The sequence below is a fragment of the Vagococcus fessus genome (assembly GCF_003987565.1).
In the GTDB taxonomy this organism is placed as follows: Bacteria; Bacillota; Bacilli; order Lactobacillales; family Vagococcaceae; genus Vagococcus_D; species Vagococcus_D fessus.
On sequence record NZ_NGJY01000001.1, the window covers coordinates 111,285 to 126,336 of the forward strand.

General features: G+C 36.3%; 16 protein-coding genes. 13 read left to right on the forward strand and 3 right to left on the reverse strand.

Annotation, left to right across the window (positions count from 1 at the left end; all coding sequences use genetic code 11):
• Nucleotides 1-21: 21 nt before the first annotated feature.
• Nucleotides 22-441 (reverse strand): hypothetical protein, encoded by a 420-nt coding sequence (locus CBF31_RS00595; protein WP_126829919.1) that lies wholly within the window; start codon nt 439-441, stop codon nt 22-24.
• A gap of 268 nt (nt 442-709) precedes the next feature.
• Between CBF31_RS00595 and CBF31_RS00600 the strand changes: the two genes are divergently transcribed.
• From CBF31_RS00600 to CBF31_RS00630, 7 genes are all read left to right on the forward strand, one after another.
• Nucleotides 710-2,062 (forward strand): Nramp family divalent metal transporter, encoded by a 1,353-nt coding sequence (locus tag CBF31_RS00600; RefSeq protein WP_126829921.1) that lies wholly within the window; start codon nt 710-712, stop codon nt 2,060-2,062.
• A gap of 99 nt (nt 2,063-2,161) precedes the next feature.
• Nucleotides 2,162-2,356 carry a hypothetical protein gene (locus tag CBF31_RS00605; RefSeq protein WP_126829923.1) on the forward strand — a complete coding sequence of 65 codons (195 nt, stop codon included), beginning with the start codon at nt 2,162-2,164 and terminating at the stop codon, nt 2,354-2,356.
• 164 nt (nt 2,357-2,520) lie between these two features.
• Nucleotides 2,521-3,456 (forward strand): HPr(Ser) kinase/phosphatase, encoded by a 936-nt coding sequence (gene hprK, locus CBF31_RS00610; protein ID WP_126829925.1) that lies wholly within the window; start codon nt 2,521-2,523, stop codon nt 3,454-3,456.
• A 30-nt stretch (nt 3,457-3,486) separates the two neighbouring features.
• Entirely contained in the window at nt 3,487-4,305 is an 819-nt protein-coding gene (lgt, locus tag CBF31_RS00615; protein WP_170167875.1) for a prolipoprotein diacylglyceryl transferase, read from the forward strand.
• Entirely contained in the window at nt 4,302-4,460 is a 159-nt protein-coding gene (locus tag CBF31_RS11160) for an HAD hydrolase-like protein (protein WP_245977893.1), read from the forward strand. Before lgt ends, CBF31_RS11160 begins: the two co-directional genes overlap by 4 nt.
• A gap of 168 nt (nt 4,461-4,628) precedes the next feature.
• On the forward strand, nt 4,629-5,636 hold the full coding sequence (locus CBF31_RS00625) for an NAD(P)H-dependent glycerol-3-phosphate dehydrogenase (protein ID WP_126829929.1): 1,008 nt from the start codon (nt 4,629-4,631) through the stop codon (nt 5,634-5,636).
• A gap of 70 nt (nt 5,637-5,706) precedes the next feature.
• Nucleotides 5,707-6,696, forward strand: a complete 990-nt coding sequence (locus tag CBF31_RS00630) for a nucleoid-associated protein (RefSeq protein ID WP_126829931.1) — start codon at nt 5,707-5,709, stop codon at nt 6,694-6,696.
• A 41-nt stretch (nt 6,697-6,737) separates the two neighbouring features.
• On the opposite strand, the gene CBF31_RS00635 is transcribed toward CBF31_RS00630, so the two are convergent.
• Together CBF31_RS00635 and CBF31_RS00640 are read right to left on the reverse strand one after the other, a co-directional pair.
• Nucleotides 6,738-6,962: a hypothetical protein gene (locus CBF31_RS00635; RefSeq protein ID WP_126829933.1), complete on the reverse strand. Its 225-nt coding sequence runs from the start codon at nt 6,960-6,962 to the stop codon at nt 6,738-6,740.
• Nucleotides 6,963-7,076: 114 nt separating this feature from the next.
• Nucleotides 7,077-7,964 (reverse strand): LysR family transcriptional regulator, encoded by an 888-nt coding sequence (locus tag CBF31_RS00640; RefSeq protein ID WP_126829935.1) that lies wholly within the window; start codon nt 7,962-7,964, stop codon nt 7,077-7,079.
• A 230-nt stretch (nt 7,965-8,194) separates the two neighbouring features.
• On the opposite strand from CBF31_RS00640, the gene lpdA reads away from it, so the two are divergent.
• The 6 genes from lpdA (at nt 8,195) to CBF31_RS00670 (ending at nt 15,047) form a co-directional block, all read left to right on the forward strand.
• Nucleotides 8,195-9,601, forward strand: coding sequence for a dihydrolipoyl dehydrogenase (gene lpdA / locus CBF31_RS00645; RefSeq protein WP_126829937.1), 1,407 nt, complete (start codon nt 8,195-8,197; stop codon nt 9,599-9,601).
• A gap of 66 nt (nt 9,602-9,667) precedes the next feature.
• On the forward strand, nt 9,668-10,708 hold the full coding sequence (locus CBF31_RS00650; RefSeq protein WP_126829939.1) for a PTS sugar transporter subunit IIC: 1,041 nt from the start codon (nt 9,668-9,670) through the stop codon (nt 10,706-10,708).
• 33 nt (nt 10,709-10,741) lie between these two features.
• Nucleotides 10,742-11,851, forward strand: coding sequence for a pyruvate dehydrogenase (acetyl-transferring) E1 component subunit alpha (pdhA, locus tag CBF31_RS00655; RefSeq protein WP_126829941.1), 1,110 nt, complete (start codon nt 10,742-10,744; stop codon nt 11,849-11,851).
• A gap of 1 nt (nt 11,852) precedes the next feature.
• Nucleotides 11,853-12,830 (forward strand): alpha-ketoacid dehydrogenase subunit beta, encoded by a 978-nt coding sequence (locus CBF31_RS00660; protein WP_126829944.1) that lies wholly within the window; start codon nt 11,853-11,855, stop codon nt 12,828-12,830.
• 26 nt (nt 12,831-12,856) lie between these two features.
• Nucleotides 12,857-14,122 (forward strand): dihydrolipoamide acetyltransferase family protein, encoded by a 1,266-nt coding sequence (locus tag CBF31_RS00665; RefSeq protein WP_126829946.1) that lies wholly within the window; start codon nt 12,857-12,859, stop codon nt 14,120-14,122.
• Between the two features lie 19 nt (nt 14,123-14,141).
• The gene (locus CBF31_RS00670) at nt 14,142-15,047 is read left to right on the forward strand and encodes a bifunctional enoyl-CoA hydratase/phosphate acetyltransferase (protein ID WP_126829948.1); all 906 of its coding nucleotides are present in this window, start codon (nt 14,142-14,144) and stop codon (nt 15,045-15,047) included.
• Nucleotides 15,048-15,052 lie beyond the last annotated feature (5 nt).

Consider the following 15,052-nt stretch of genomic DNA (forward strand, 5'->3'; position numbering starts at 1 on the left):
AGCTAAATTTAATTAGCTGTTTTAATCACTGAAGTAACGTTGACCGTATGTTTCGTAATCTGGTGTTTCTTTTCGATTCATAGTATAGACTAATGCACCATTAAAATGGTCATCAGGACTAGTTGTTTTGATGAATAGAGCGGTATTTTGATCGTGAATATCTGGGAAAACTAGTGAATAGTTTTGTTTATTAATAACAAAACTATAATATTGGACGCCGCTAACGACACCAACTTGACTGTCAGGAAAAGTCATTTTTTTATTTTTTTTATCTGTCTTGATATCGATACTATTTTTTGAGATGGTCATTTTAATTTCTTTATTAAATGCATCTGCTGCATACCACTCGCCGTGGATGCTATTTGCTTTTTTTGAGCAACCAGCCAAAGTAAATGTAAAGGCAAGTACTAAAGTAAGCATTAAGGCTAATTTACGGTTCATTTTGAAACTCCTTATACTTAAAAATAATGGATAAACTTTTAAATTCAATTTAGTATAGCATAAAAATTTAGTGCCGCAAACCGCTTAAACGCTATTCTAATATACGAAAATAACAAAAAGTGCAAAACGGGTTGTTTTAAAAGGGTTTTTAATGAACAAAAATAAATTATTTTTTTTGTTCAAAACACTTGATTTTTAGGTGGTATAAGTATAAAGTTTAGGCATGCCATAATTAAGATGGACTTACAGGTTGAGGAGATGACAGTAGATGTCAAAGAAAAATGAACACAACCATTTTCTAACAGAGAAATTAAATGGTTTAAGTTTACCAGAAATTAATAATACGGTTACGATACCAAAAGACGCAGGGTTTTGGAAAAAACTTATAGCTTATTCGGGGCCAGGTGCTCTTGTTGCAGTGGGCTATATGGATCCTGGAAATTGGGTAACATCGATTGCAGGTGGTGCTCAATTTGGTTATTTGCTATTATCAGTTATTTTAGTTTCAAATATTATTGCGATGATTTTACAATACATGTCAGCTAAACTAGGTATTGTGACGGGTATGGATTTAGCACAAGCAACACGAATGAAGTCAGGTAAAAAGTTGGGAATATTTTTATGGATAATTACAGAACTAGCTATTATGGCAACTGATATTGCTGAGGTTATCGGGAGTGCTGTTGCAATTAATTTACTTTTTGGTTTACCGTTGTTACTAGGTGTAATTATCACTGTTTTAGATGTTTTTATACTACTAATGTTGACACGCTTAGGCTTTAGAAAGATAGAAGCGATTGTTATTGCATTAATTATTACGATATTAGCAGTCTTTTTATATGAGGTGCTATTGGCTCAGCCTGTATGGGGAGATATGATAAAAGGATTTATTCCACAAAAAGAAGTCTTTTTAGATAAAGATGCTTTGTTTATAACGTTAGGTATCGTTGGAGCAACAGTTATGCCACATAACTTGTATCTTCATAGTTCAATTGTACAAGCGAGACAATACGATAGAAGTGACCGCGATGAATTGAAAGAAGCGATTCGTTTTTCTAAAATAGATTCGAATATTCAGTTATCTATTGCGTTTGTTATTAACTGTTTATTACTAATATTAGGAGCATCGATGTTTTTTGGACATGGTGACCATTTAGATACATTAGGTTCTCTATATCGTGCCTTGTCAGATAATACAATTGTGGGATCGATTGCCTCACCAATGTTAAGTGTTTTGTTCGCAGTTGCTTTACTAGCATCTGGTCAAAATTCGACAATTACGGGTACACTTACTGGTCAAATTGTTATGGAAGGCTTTATAAAAATGTCTATGCCAGTTTGGGCAAGACGTTTGGTTACACGATTGCTAGCAGTAATTCCTGTTGTTATTTGTATTTTATTATTTGGTGGGACAGAAGAGGTAGTTGAAAAATTATTAATTTATACTCAAGTGTTTTTAAGTGTAGCTTTGCCTGTATCGATGGTACCGTTGACTTTATTCACGAGTAGTAAAAAAATGATGGGGGAATTTAAAAATAACAAATTGTTAACGACTGTTGCATGGATTATGACCATTGCTTTGACATTACTTAATATCAATTTAATTATTTCTACTTTCTAGTTAATAAAAATACAAAACTCCTGTTATTAGGTGAAATTATTTCTAAAAAAGGCTATAATAGAACATATTAAGTTTATTTAGTGATTGGAGGAGACAGAGATGATGTCAAAGAAAAACTGGAAAGAAAAAATTTACAAACAATATAAAGTATTGAAAAATGAGGTGGCTCCTAATATGCCACTTACAAAATCAGAAGCTATAGCTCCTTCTGAAAAAGCATTAGCAGAAGACTTTGTAGTTGAAATTGTTAATCCAACAAAACACGCGATTAAATGGCGTTCAAAAGGATATTAATAGAATCTTCTAAGCAGTTAGCTGCTTAGAAGATTTTTCTTTAACTAAAATGTATAAATTTATAATAAATTAGTGAAGTAAAAGTCACTCTGTTTCTTAAGAACTAGAAATATAGCGCTTTAAATGATAAAATAAGAACATAAAAATAGGAAAGTAGGCCCATTATGTCAGAATTTGTAACGGTACAAGATTTGGTCAACACTTTACAACTAGAAGTTGTTTCAGGTGAAGACTATTTAGATAAAAAAATAGAAACAAGTGATATTTCGAGACCTGGTTTGGAGTTAACTGGATATTTCAATTATTATCCTCAAGATAGAGTTCAATTATTCGGAAGAAAAGAAGCTACCTTTTCACAGAAAATGATGCCTGAAGAACGCGCTATGGTTATGCGTCGCATGTGCCATGAAGAAACACCAGCTATTATTTTTGCTCGTGATTTAGTGCCACCATCAGAATTAATTAGAGCGGCAGAAGAAAATAATACGCCAATCTTATGTTCGTCATTAAAAACATCACGTATTTCTGGGATGGTTTCTAACTTTTTAGAAAGTAAGTTAGCACCAAGAACATCTGTACATGGTGTACTAGTAGAAGTCTATGGTTTGGGCGTATTAATTCAAGGAGATAGTGGGATTGGTAAAAGCGAGACAGCTCTTGAGCTAATAAAAAAAGGCCATCGTTTAATTGCGGATGATCGTGTTGATGTCTATCAACAAGATGAACGTACAGTTATTGGAGAACCTGCCCGAATTTTAGAACATCTAATTGAAATTCGTGGGATTGGGATTATTGATGTTATGAATCTATTTGGGGCGAGTGCTGTTCGTCCCAGTGGTCAAATTCAATTAGTAGTCTACCTAGAAAATTGGACAAAAGATAAACAATTTGATCGTCTTGGTGGGGCGGCAGAAACTATGGAGATTGCTAATGTTGAAATTCCAAAAATTTCTATTCCAGTTAAAACTGGTCGAAATGTGGCAATTATCGTGGAAGTTGCGGCGATGAATTTCCGTGCTAAAACGATGGGATATGATGCAACCAAAAAATTCGAAGAAAATTTAACCGCCTTAATTCAAGATAATTCAGATAATGACTAAGGATGAATGAAAGGTGAGTAAAGAATGTCTATATTAGGAACTGTTAATGGTGTAGCTTTCAATCTATTTGGATTGGAAGTCAAGTGGTACGGTATTATTATCGTAACAGGGATGGTGTTAGCTGTTTGGCTAGCGACAAGAGAAGCAAAACGTGTGGGTCTTAGAGAAGACGATATTATTGACTTTATGTTCTGGGGACTACCGCTCTCTATTATTGGAGCAAGGTTATATTATGTTATTTTTGAGTGGGAGTACTATGCAGCTCACCCTAGTGAAATATTAGCAATTAGAAACGGTGGTTTAGCTATATATGGTGGCTTGCTAGCTGGCGGACTGGTGATGTATTTCTTTACTCGTTCTCGTTATATTTCTTTTTGGAAATTTTTAGATGTAGCAGCACCAGGTGTCATAGTTGCCCAGTCTATTGGACGTTGGGGCAATTTTATGAACCAAGAGGCATATGGTGGTGAAGTGAGTCGTTCGTTTTTAGAAAAGTTACATTTGCCTAATTTTATTATTGATAATATGAATATTGATGGAGAGTATCATCATCCCACATTTTTATACGAGAGCAGTTGGAATATGATTGGATTTTTCTTACTTCTGTGGATTAGAGCGAAGAAAAACTTTTTAAAAGAAGGTGAAATTACGTTCTTGTATGTGATGTGGTATTCATTTGGTCGTTTCTTTATAGAAGGAATGAGAACAGATAGTCTATGGGCATTTGGTGTTATTCGTATTTCACAACTTGTATCGGTTGTTCTTTTTGTAGTAGCGTTAGGTTTGATGTTATACCGTAGAAAACAAGACAGTACTCCATTTTATAATCGAAATGAGGGTGTTAAATGAGCAATTTAAAAGCAATTTTATTTGATTTCGATGGAACTCTAGCAGATACAAATCAACTTATAACGGATTCGTTTCTACATGTCTTAACACCGTTATTTTTAGCGATGTCTAAGCTGGGTGTTAAAGCTGATGAATGTATGATGGTTGGGGGATAACTGGCATGACATAGAAGCAGGCCATAATGTAGGGGTTAAACCTATTTTTGTAAAATGGTCTAGAAAAGAAAAGTCAGTTATTGAACCTTACAAACCTTACAAGATGGTCTCGTCTATGTTAGAATTGAGCCAATGGTTAATAAACTATAATGAAGAGGAGTGCCAATGATGAGACAAAAGATTGCGGTATTAGGCCCAGGTTCATGGGGAACAGCTTTAGCAAAGGTACTAGTAGAAAATGGTCACGATGTTACTATTTGGGGACATAATCCTGAACAACTTGTTGAGATTAATGACTCACATACTAACCACCACTACTTGCCAGATATCGCTCTTCCAGAAGGGCTAAAAGCAAATGCGGATTTAAAAACATGTGTGAGTGGAGCAGATGCAATTTTATTTGTAGTTCCAACTAAAGCGATTCGTTCTGTTTCTAAACAGTTAGTTGAAGTTATGGATACAAAACCCGTTATTATTCATGCAAGTAAAGGTCTAGAGCAAGGGACACATTTACGTATTTCTGAGATTTTAAAAGATGAGATTGGCGACAAGTGTAAAGATGTTGTTGTTTTATCAGGTCCAAGTCATGCGGAAGAAGTTGCTGTTAAAGATATCACAACGATTACAGCAGCAAGTGAAGATTTAAAATATGCTGAATATGTTCAATCTATTTTTATGAATGACTATTTTAGAATTTACACAAATACTGATGTAATTGGTGTAGAAACCGGAGCTGCTCTAAAAAATATCATAGCATTAGGTTCTGGAGCGATTCATGGTTTAGGTTTTGGTGATAATGCAAAAGCGGCAATTATGACGCGTGGTTTAGCTGAAATTAGTCGTTTAGGTGTTGCTATGGGAGCTGATCCACTAACTTTTATCGGATTAAGTGGTGTTGGTGATTTGATTGTAACGTGTACAAGTATTCACTCTCGTAACTGGAGAGCTGGCGATTTGTTAGGTAAAGGTCATAATTTAGATGAAATTCTTGAAAATATGGGAATGATTGTTGAAGGTGTATCTACAACGAAAGCGGCCTATGAGTTAGCAGCTGAGTTAAATGTAGAGATGCCAATCACAACAGCTATCTATGATGTTTTATATAACAATCAAGATGTTAAGGTTGCAGCTAAAAACATCATGCTTCGTGATGGACGTTCAGAAGTAGAGTTTTAAAAAAGTCGTATCAAAACCATGCAGTGACTACTGTATGGTTTTTTAATTGAGATTTAAAGGAGCTAGGAATATGGAAATAAAAGAGGCAGTTTTACAAGTGCTAGATTTAGAATCGAGTTCGTTACTATGTTCGCAACAAACACTGACACTAACGGATTACCCAGTTAAAACCTACTTAAATGGTATCGTTAAGAAGTTTGAAAAAGGTGATTTAAAGACTGGAACATTGAATGCGGATCATACTATTCTACAGCTGATAAATCGTGAGGATTTGAATTTTGTAGAGAAAAGTCAGGAGCTTTCTCAAATCGTTTTTGATTGCTTGGTCCAAGGTCAAGAAGTGTTAAGTGGTGATATTCTTTGTTTAACAGCCGAGCGTGAAGGACAAGAGCTGTTTGGGTTTATTAAATTAAACTACAAGCCGGCCTATACCCATTATGTAGATTATGAGGGTGAAATGTTATTAAATAACTTAATAATTAATAAAACAATTTTACCTGCCCTTACTCAAAAAGTAGAGGAAGCCTTTTTTATTAATATGAAAACAGGTGATTTTGAATTAGTTGAGAAAAAATATATGTTTGATGGTAAAAAAGCGAACTATCTATCTGATATTATTTTAAAAACTGCCGCAACACCTACGATTCAAGATAATATAAAAATCGTTAAAAAAGCGGTTAAGGAAATTGCAGATAAATATAATGAAGAAAAATATGTGAGTATGTCTCAAATTCAACAAGCGGTACATGAGAGTTTAGAAGAAGATGGTAAGATTAGCAATGAAAAAATTGCTGAGGCTGTTTTCGAAAATAACCATGTAGCCAAAACAGAATACTTGGAACGAGTTGAGCAAACCGATTTTGTAGAAGATATTCCCGTCAATGTTCCTAAGTATGAAAAGAAATATAGTAAGCAAAAATTAAAATTAGCAAATGGGATTGAAATGATTATCCCTGTTGATGTGTATCAGGACAAAGAATTAATCGAATTTATTAATAATCCAGATGGTACAATTTCTGTGATGATTAAAAATGTAGATGAGATTATTAATAAATTTTAGAAAAAAGCCGACTTTCCTAAGAAAGTCGGCTTTTTTTAGTGTTAATGATAGGTGTAGGTTTGTTCTTCTTGATAGTGAAGGTATTCTTCATACTCTCTTTCGGCTTCTATCTTTGAGCTATAGTAACTTTTTTCATCCCATACCATGTACCAAAGTAAAAATGGAAGAGAAATAATAATAAGTGCTGTTTTAATACCTAAAGTACCTAATAAGATACCAATAACTAATAATGTAAAAATAAATCCCATACGTCTGATTGCTAACATATCATGTCACCTCATATATTGTTTTTGCGAACATCTGTTCTATATTTATATTATACAAACATTTGTTCGTGTTGTAAAGAGGCAAATAAAAAAACTAGCTAAATGCTAGTTTTTTTATTTGTTATTGATGATGTATTCCAAGAATAAAGCTGCCGTAGGACTTAATGGCGCCTCTTTCTTATGGACAACGACTATATCAAATGGTTTCATTTTATCTTTAAGTTTAATCCAAACAAGTTCTTCGGTTGCGTATTCGGATTGAAGTTGGATAGGAAGTATCCCAATAGCACCTGTTTTTAAGATATTTTGTATTAGGACTTCATGACTATTACTTAGAAAATTAATAGTTGGTTGATAGCCATTTTCTCTCGCTTTTGTTTGGAGGACATGCCAAAGGACGTAGTCTTTTGACATGGACACGAAACTCGCTTCTTTTAAGTCTTTAAAAGATAAGTGTTCCTTTTTAGCAAGAGGGTGATCTGCGCGCATTACGACATAGGCATCATACTGGAAACGGTGGTGACTATTCTTTTCAACATTAAGGTTATTTTCAACGATTGGATAAGAAACAACACCAAGTTCTAACTCGCCGTTGGCAATTTTCTTTTGTGTCTTAATCGAACCATCTTCTTCAATAGTCAGGCTAGTTTTTGGATACTGGGACATGAAGCCTTCGATAAGTGGCATAAAGAAAGGAGAAATTACAGCATTAGAACCAATCGTTAATTCATCATTAGGATGAAGTGAGGCATCTCCTAATTCCTGAGTAAGCTTTTCAAAATCATTTACAATCTGAGTACCTTTGTCATATAACAAACTTCCGGCAGTAGTAGGCATAACTGTATTTCCTACTTGGTAGATGAGCTTAGTCCCCAGCTCTTCTTGTAGTTTAGTCATATTCCACGAAAGAGTGGGTTGGGTAATAAAGAGATTCTTAGCCGCCATTGAGTAGCTCTGGGTTTTTATAATCTCAATAAAATATTTAACTTGTCTGATTTCCATAAACTTGCCTTCTTTCTTTTGATTGGTATAGATGAAGTTTATAGCCCTATAAAAACTACCGATTTCACATAATAGTTACCACGGGCTATACTTGGTTCATAGAGAAGACGCTTACATTTGTGAAGGGTGGAAGAGTTATTTCTCCATAAAAGGAACGACTGATTATCCTTAATCTTACTAGATAAGATTGAAAAAGTCCAAATCAAAGTATACGAGAGGATGTGCAATTAATGGTTGTAGGAGATTTCGAAACGGAACTAGACACGGTTGTGATTGGTTCAGGACCTGGTGGTTATGTGGCTGCGATTAGAGCCGCACAACTAGGAAAGAAAGTAGCAATTATTGAAAAAGATTTTATTGGAGGAACGTGTCTAAATGTTGGGTGTATTCCTTCAAAAGCACTGATTCATGCGAGTCATGATTATTATCACGCTTTAAATGAAAAAACAAAAGGCGTACATGCAAAAGATGTCACGATTGACTTTGAAGAGGTTCAAGAGTGGAAGGATAAAGAAGTAGTATCAAAATTAACAGGTGGCGTAGAAATGCTACTGAAAAAAAATAAAGTAACAATTTTAAATGGAGCCGGTTATTTTATGGATGAACATCGTCTGCGTGTGATGCATGAATTTGGTGGTGAAACCTATTCATTCCAAAATGTCATTATCGCAACAGGGAGTCGTCCACTTGAAATTAAAGGATTTAAATTTGGAAAGCGTATCTTAGATTCAACTGGTTTACTTAATCTGAAAGAAATTCCTAAAAAGTTAGTCGTAATCGGTGGCGGTTATATCGGAAGCGAACTAGCAGGTGTTTATGCCAGTCTTGGAACTGACGTTACCATTTTAGAAGGAGCACCAAGTATTTTACCTAACTTTGAAAAAGACATGGTGAAATTAGTTGAAAAAAATTTTAAAGAGAAAAATGTGACGATTGAAACAAAAGCAATGGCAAAAAGTGCTGTAAATAATAAAGATAGCGTAACGGTTACTTATGAAGTAGAAGGAAAAGAAAAATCGATTGAAGCGGACTATGTCATGGTGTCAGTAGGACGTCGTCCAAATACCGATGAGCTTGGTTTAGATAAAGCTGGTGTTGAAATGGATGAACGCGGACTGATTAAAGTAGATGAACGCGGAGAAACGACTGCAAAAGGAATTTATGCGATTGGAGATGTCACAGCAGGGTTAGCGCTGGCACACAAAGCAAGCTATGAAGCGAAAGTAGTAGCAGAAGTAATTGCAGGACAAGATGTGATTATGGATTATCAAGCGATACCAGCTGTTTGCTTTACAGAACCAGAATTAGCATCTGTTGGCTTAACAAAAGCAGAAGCAAAAGAACAAGACGTTGCTGTAACTGTATCAAAATTCCCATTTGCTGCTAATGGACGTGCCTTATCATTAGGTGCAACAGACGGCTTTATGCAATTAGTGAGCGAAAAGGAAACAGGTAAACTTTTAGGGGCACAAATCGCAGGTGTAGGAGCAAGTGACATGATTGCTGAGCTAGTGTTAGCAATTGAAACTGACCTTACAATAGAAGATTTAGCTTTAACAATCCATCCACATCCGTCATTAAGTGAAACAATTATGGATGCAGCAGAGATTGGCTTAGGTTTACCAATACATGTTTAAGAATTAGAAGAGTGACGCATGACAAGGAAAAGGAATATAAAGAATAATCACTAGGAGGAAATAAGGATGGCAATAAATATTAAACCAAAAGATTTTACAATGAATGTCTTGAATGGTGTGGCCATGGGGGTTGTGGTATCACTAATCCCAGGTGCTTTATTAAGTGAATTATCAAAAACCTTAGATTGGTCATTCGGATTAACAGCAACAGGTATTGCGCAAACCTTAATGCCGATAGTCGTTGGTGTAGCAGTTGCAATAAACTTTAAATTTACACCAATCCAAATTGGTTCACTGGGTATGGCTTGTGTCGTAGGATCAGGTGTGGCAAGACTTAATCCAGAGGGAGGTTTTATTTTCCAAGGAACAGGAGATGTTATTAATACAGGATTGACCGCAGCAATTGGTGCGTTATTAATCTTAGTACTTGGTGAGAAACTGAAAGCGTTTACTATTTTGGTTATTCCGACTATTTTAGTGGTAGTCGGTGGGGGACTTGGCTTATTGTTACTCCCTTACGTTAAATACATTACAACAATGCTTGGACAATTCGTAGCCATGTTAACGGAATTCCAACCGATTCCAATGGCTATCGCGATTGCGATTATCTTCTCGATGATGATTGTATCTCCAATTGCCACTGTAGGAATTGCTACAGCGATTTCTCTAACAGGTGTCGCCTCAGGTGCCGCTAACTTAGGGATTTGTGCCGCTGGTTTTGGCTTATGTATTGCAGGGTGGAAGACAAACAGTATTCCAACATCATTAGCTCATTTCATTGGGTCACCTAAAATGCAAATGGCAAATGTGCTTAAGAAGCCTAAAATCATGTTACCTGTTATTTGTAACGCAGCGATTACAGGTGCTTTAGCAGCTTTCTTGAATTTACAAGGAACATCATTTAGTGCGGGATTTGGATTTAGTGGTTTAATTGGACCGATTAACGCTCTAGCCTTAGCTGATGGCGGATGGTCTGTTGGCAATATTATAAAAGTAGTTTTAGCGTTTGCAGTAGTACCAATTGCATTAGGATTTATTTTCAATTATATCTTTAACGAAAAATTAGCAGTAGCAGATCCAGAAGATTATAAATTAGATTTCAACTAAAACTAAAAATGATTTGGAGAGGAATGACGAGAAATGGCTAAAAAAGAGACAAATACAATCAATTTTGATGAGATTGTTAAAGAAAGTACAGACATTATCAAACACGTTCAGATTTTAGATGAAAAAGGAAAGTTAGTAAATAAAGGGGCAGAATCAAGTTTAACAGATGACGAATTAGTGGCTTTAATGAAAGATTTAGTATGGGGAAGAGCAGTTAACGAACGCTTGATTTTAGCAGGTCGTCAAGGTCGTATTGGTAACTTACCGCCATCAGAAGGGCAAGAAGCATCACAACTTGCAACATTGTTTGGTATTTCGGATGAGGATTTCTTAATTCCAACTTACCGTGATGTTATTCCTTTAGTCAAGCATGGTATGCCGCTTAAAAATGCAATTCTTTGGTATAGAGGGCACGTTGCGGCTAATAAATTCCCAGAAGGGTTACAAGGCTTACCAGCACAAACGATTATCGGATCACAATATGTGCAAGCAGCAGGCTTAGGATTAGCTTATAAATTAGATGGTAAAGATAAAGTTGTCATGACTTATATTGGTGATGGTGGAACATCACAAGGGGATTTCTATGAAGGAATCAACTTTGCAGGAGCATTTGACTCACAAGTGGTATTTATTGTTCAAAATAACAAATACGGGATCTCAGTTCCACGTGAGAAACAATCAAAAGCTCATACATTAGCTCAAAAAGCGGTAGCAGCAGGTATTCCAGGCGTTCAAGTAGATGGTATGGACCCACTTGCTTTATATGAAGTAACGAAAATGGCGAAAGAACATGCTTTATCAGGTAAAGGACCAGTCTTGATTGAAACATTAACCTACCGTTTCGGTCCACATACATTATCAGACGACCCAACTCGTTACCGTAGTGATGAAGAAGTAGCGGAGTGGCGTGAAAAAGATTACTTAATTAGAATGCGTAAATTCTTAGGCGATAAAGGTTTATGGACAGAAGAAATGGAAGAGCAAGTTATTGCTGATACAACTGAAGAAGTAAATAAAGCATTAGATGAAGCAGATGCAGAACCTAAACAAACAGTATCTGAATTACTAGCAAATGTGTTTGAAGAACCAACACCACGTATTAAGAAAGAAATTGAAATGTATAAAGCTAAGGAGGCTAAGTAAAATGGCTGAGAAAAATATGGTTCAAGCGATTAATGAAGCACTTTTACAAGAGATGAAACGAGACGAACGTACCTTATTATTTGGTGAAGATGTTGGGATTAACGGTGGGGTATTCCGCGCCACAGATAAGATTCATGAAGAATTAGGTGACAAGCGTATTTTTGATACACCATTAGCTGAATCAGGCATTATGGGAATGGCGTTAGGACTTGCAATTGGTGGCTTTAGACCAATTCCAGAAATCCAATTCTCAGGCTTTACAATGGAAGCGATTGATGGACTTTGCGGACAGTTAGCTCGTCACCGTTACCGTCTAGGTGGGACTGGCTCAGCTCCTGTTACAATTCGTTCGACATTTGGTGGAGGGGTTGGAACACCAGAACTTCACTCAGATAACTTAGAAGGATTATTTGGTCAAACTCCAGGGCTACGTATTGTTATCCCAAGCGGTCCATATGATGCTAAAGGATTGCTAGTTTCTTCTATTAGAAATAACGATCCTGTTTACTTCTTAGAACATTTAAAATTATACCGCTCGATTAAAGAAGACGTGCCAGAAGAGCTTTATACAATTGAGTTAGACAAAGCGAATATCATTCAAGAAGGAACTGATATTACTATCGTAACGTATGGTTCAATGGTTCATGAATCTAAGAAAGCCATTAAAACTTTAGAAAAAGAAGGCATTTCAGTAGAATTAATTGATTTAAGAACAGTTGTCCCATTTGATACCGATACTATTTTAGAATCAGTGAGAAAAACAGGTCATGCTGTCGTTGTTCAAGAAGCGCAACGTATGACAGGGCTAGCAAATCATATTATGGCTGAAATTTCAGAACTAGCAATGTATGACTTAGAAGCACCGATTGGTCGTGTGGCAGCTCCAGATAGTCACTTCCCATTTGGCGCAGCAGAAGGTGTATGGTTGCCAACGTCTAAAGATGTTGAAGCAGCAGTTCGCCGCACTCTTACAGAATAAAATTAAGTATATTGGAGGATAATCGTATGTCATATAAATTTAAATTACCCGATGTGGGTGAAGGTTTAACAGAAGCGGAGATTATTAGTTGGTTAGTAGCAGAAGGAGACGACGTTAAAGCGGATGATTCACTTGTTGAAATCCAAAATGATAAGTCTACCATGGAAATTCCATCACCTGTTTCAGGTCGCGTTGAGAAAATATTGGTACCAGAAGGTATTGCTTTAGTGGATCAAGTCATTATTGAAATTGCAACAGATGATACTGTAGCAAGTGAGGAATCAAGTGAACCAGAACAAGCTGAAGTTGCTGTTGAAGAAGCATCTGATACTAAAAAAGCAGTGAGTTCGACAGGTAAAGTTAAAGCGGTTCCATCAGTTAGACGTTATGCTAGACAACAAGGTGTGGACCTAAGTGCGGTTACACCAACTGGAAATGGAGGCAAAATTGTAAAAGCTGACATTGATACTTTCTTAGAAGGCGGTGGTTCAACAGCAACTCCTGCAGTAGAAACACAAGTAGCAGCGGCTCCAGTTGCCTCAGCAGCTCCGAAACCGGCACCAGCGCCTAAACCAGGTGAAGGGGACTGGCGTGAGAAGATGACTCCTGTTCGTAAAGCGATTGCAAAAGCAATGGTTCAAAGTAGAACAGAAATCCCTCACGTTACGGTTTTTGATAAAGTAAATGCGACTAATTTAATGGCACACCGTGCGAAATATAAAGAAATCGCAAAAGAAGAAGAGGTTCGTTTAACTTACTTACCATATATTGTGAAAGCAATGGTTCAGTTATTAAAAGAATTCCCATCATTAAATGCTTATGTTGACATGGCTGAAGGTGATATTGTCCATAAAGGTGGCATCCATATTGGGATTGCAACAAACACAGATCACGGCTTGTATGTACCAGTTATCAAAGATGCTGACAAAAAATCAGTCTTTGAAATTGCGAAAGAAATCACAGAATTAGGCGACAAAGCGGCAGCAGGTAAATTAACACCAGCTGATATGTCTGGAAGTTCAGCAACGATTACAAATATTGGTGGCATGCCAGATTCAGGCGGCGTGTGGTCAACACCGATTATTAATTACCCAGAATCATTCATTATGGGGATTGCTAGAATTGCTGACGAAGTGATTGTAAACAAAGATCGTGAAATGGAAATTGCACCAATCATGCGCCTATCATTCGCATTCGACCACCGCTTAGTAGATGGTGTAGAAGCACAAGAAGCGTTAGGTGTATTCAAAAAAGCATTAGCTGATCCAGATTTAATGTTATTAAAAAATTAAAACAAGGAAAGGTGACACCATGACAATTCCAAGTTTTGCTGATCTAAAGAGAGACCTTCTCTCTTTAGAATCAGTTGATAAAAAAAGAGTCGTCGTAGCAAATGCGACAGATGAACATACTCTTCAAAGTGTTCTTTCACTTTACCATGAAGGCTTAATCACACCAATTTTAGTTGGTGATGAAAAAGAAATTATAAGCTTACTAGAAACGTTAAAAGAAGAACCAAAAGATTTTGCGATTATTCACGGTAACGATGATACTGATACAGCTCAAAAGTCAGTAACGTTAATCAAAGAAGACAAAGCTGATGTGCTGATGAAGGGGCACCTTCAGACACGTGATTTACTAAAAGCTGTAGTAAATAAGGAGCATGGGATCAGAGAACAGAAAGTATTGTCTCATGTGGCAATCAATGAAGTCCCTAGTTACCACAAGTTATTATTTATTACAGATGGTGGCATGATGTTGACACCTGATTTACCGACTAAAGAAGAGCTTTTAAAAAATGCTTTATCTGTAACAAAAGCATTAGGGTACGACGAAACAAAAATTGGTGTGTTAGATGCCACTGAAAATGTGAATCCTAAATTACAAGCCTCATTGGATGCAGCTGAACTTAAAAAGTTAAGTGGTAAAGGGGATTTCGCTGGAAGTGTAATTGAAGGCCCAATCTCGTTAGACCTTTCAATCAGTAAAGAAATAGCTAAAGAAAAAGAATATAACAGTCCTGTAGCGGGTGAAGCTGATATTTTATTAGTACCAGATATTATTACAGGAAATGTCTTAGGCAAGAGTCTAACAACTTTAGCCGGCGGTAAAATGGCTGGGCTGATTGTAGGAGCGAAATGTCCGATTGTTTTAACATCAAGAGGATCAAGTACAGAAGAAAAGTTAAACTCGCTGATTTTAGCGATTTCACTTTAAGGAGG

Bases quoted from the DNA above. Each gene is read 5' to 3' on its own strand.
- hprK (WP_126829925.1), top strand. From the start codon at position 2,521: ATGTCAGAATTTGTAACGGTACAAGATTTGGTCAACACTTTACAACTA.
- CBF31_RS00660 (WP_126829944.1), top strand. From the start codon at position 11,853: ATGGCTGAGAAAAATATGGTTCAAGCGATTAATGAAGCACTTTTACAA.
- CBF31_RS00640 (WP_126829935.1), bottom strand. From the start codon at position 7,964: ATGGAAATCAGACAAGTTAAATATTTTATTGAGATTATAAAAACCCAG.
- CBF31_RS00595 (WP_126829919.1), bottom strand. From the start codon at position 441: ATGAACCGTAAATTAGCCTTAATGCTTACTTTAGTACTTGCCTTTACA.
- CBF31_RS00630 (WP_126829931.1), top strand. From the start codon at position 5,707: ATGGAAATAAAAGAGGCAGTTTTACAAGTGCTAGATTTAGAATCGAGT.
- CBF31_RS00635 (WP_126829933.1), bottom strand. From the start codon at position 6,962: ATGTTAGCAATCAGACGTATGGGATTTATTTTTACATTATTAGTTATT.
- CBF31_RS11160 (WP_245977893.1), top strand. From the start codon at position 4,302: ATGAGCAATTTAAAAGCAATTTTATTTGATTTCGATGGAACTCTAGCA.
- pdhA (WP_126829941.1), top strand. From the start codon at position 10,742: ATGGCTAAAAAAGAGACAAATACAATCAATTTTGATGAGATTGTTAAA.
- CBF31_RS00670 (WP_126829948.1), top strand. From the start codon at position 14,142: ATGACAATTCCAAGTTTTGCTGATCTAAAGAGAGACCTTCTCTCTTTA.
- CBF31_RS00650 (WP_126829939.1), top strand. From the start codon at position 9,668: ATGGCAATAAATATTAAACCAAAAGATTTTACAATGAATGTCTTGAAT.
- CBF31_RS00600 (WP_126829921.1), top strand. From the start codon at position 710: ATGTCAAAGAAAAATGAACACAACCATTTTCTAACAGAGAAATTAAAT.
- CBF31_RS00665 (WP_126829946.1), top strand. From the start codon at position 12,857: ATGTCATATAAATTTAAATTACCCGATGTGGGTGAAGGTTTAACAGAA.
- lpdA (WP_126829937.1), top strand. From the start codon at position 8,195: ATGGTTGTAGGAGATTTCGAAACGGAACTAGACACGGTTGTGATTGGT.
- CBF31_RS00625 (WP_126829929.1), top strand. From the start codon at position 4,629: ATGAGACAAAAGATTGCGGTATTAGGCCCAGGTTCATGGGGAACAGCT.
- CBF31_RS00605 (WP_126829923.1), top strand. From the start codon at position 2,162: ATGATGTCAAAGAAAAACTGGAAAGAAAAAATTTACAAACAATATAAA.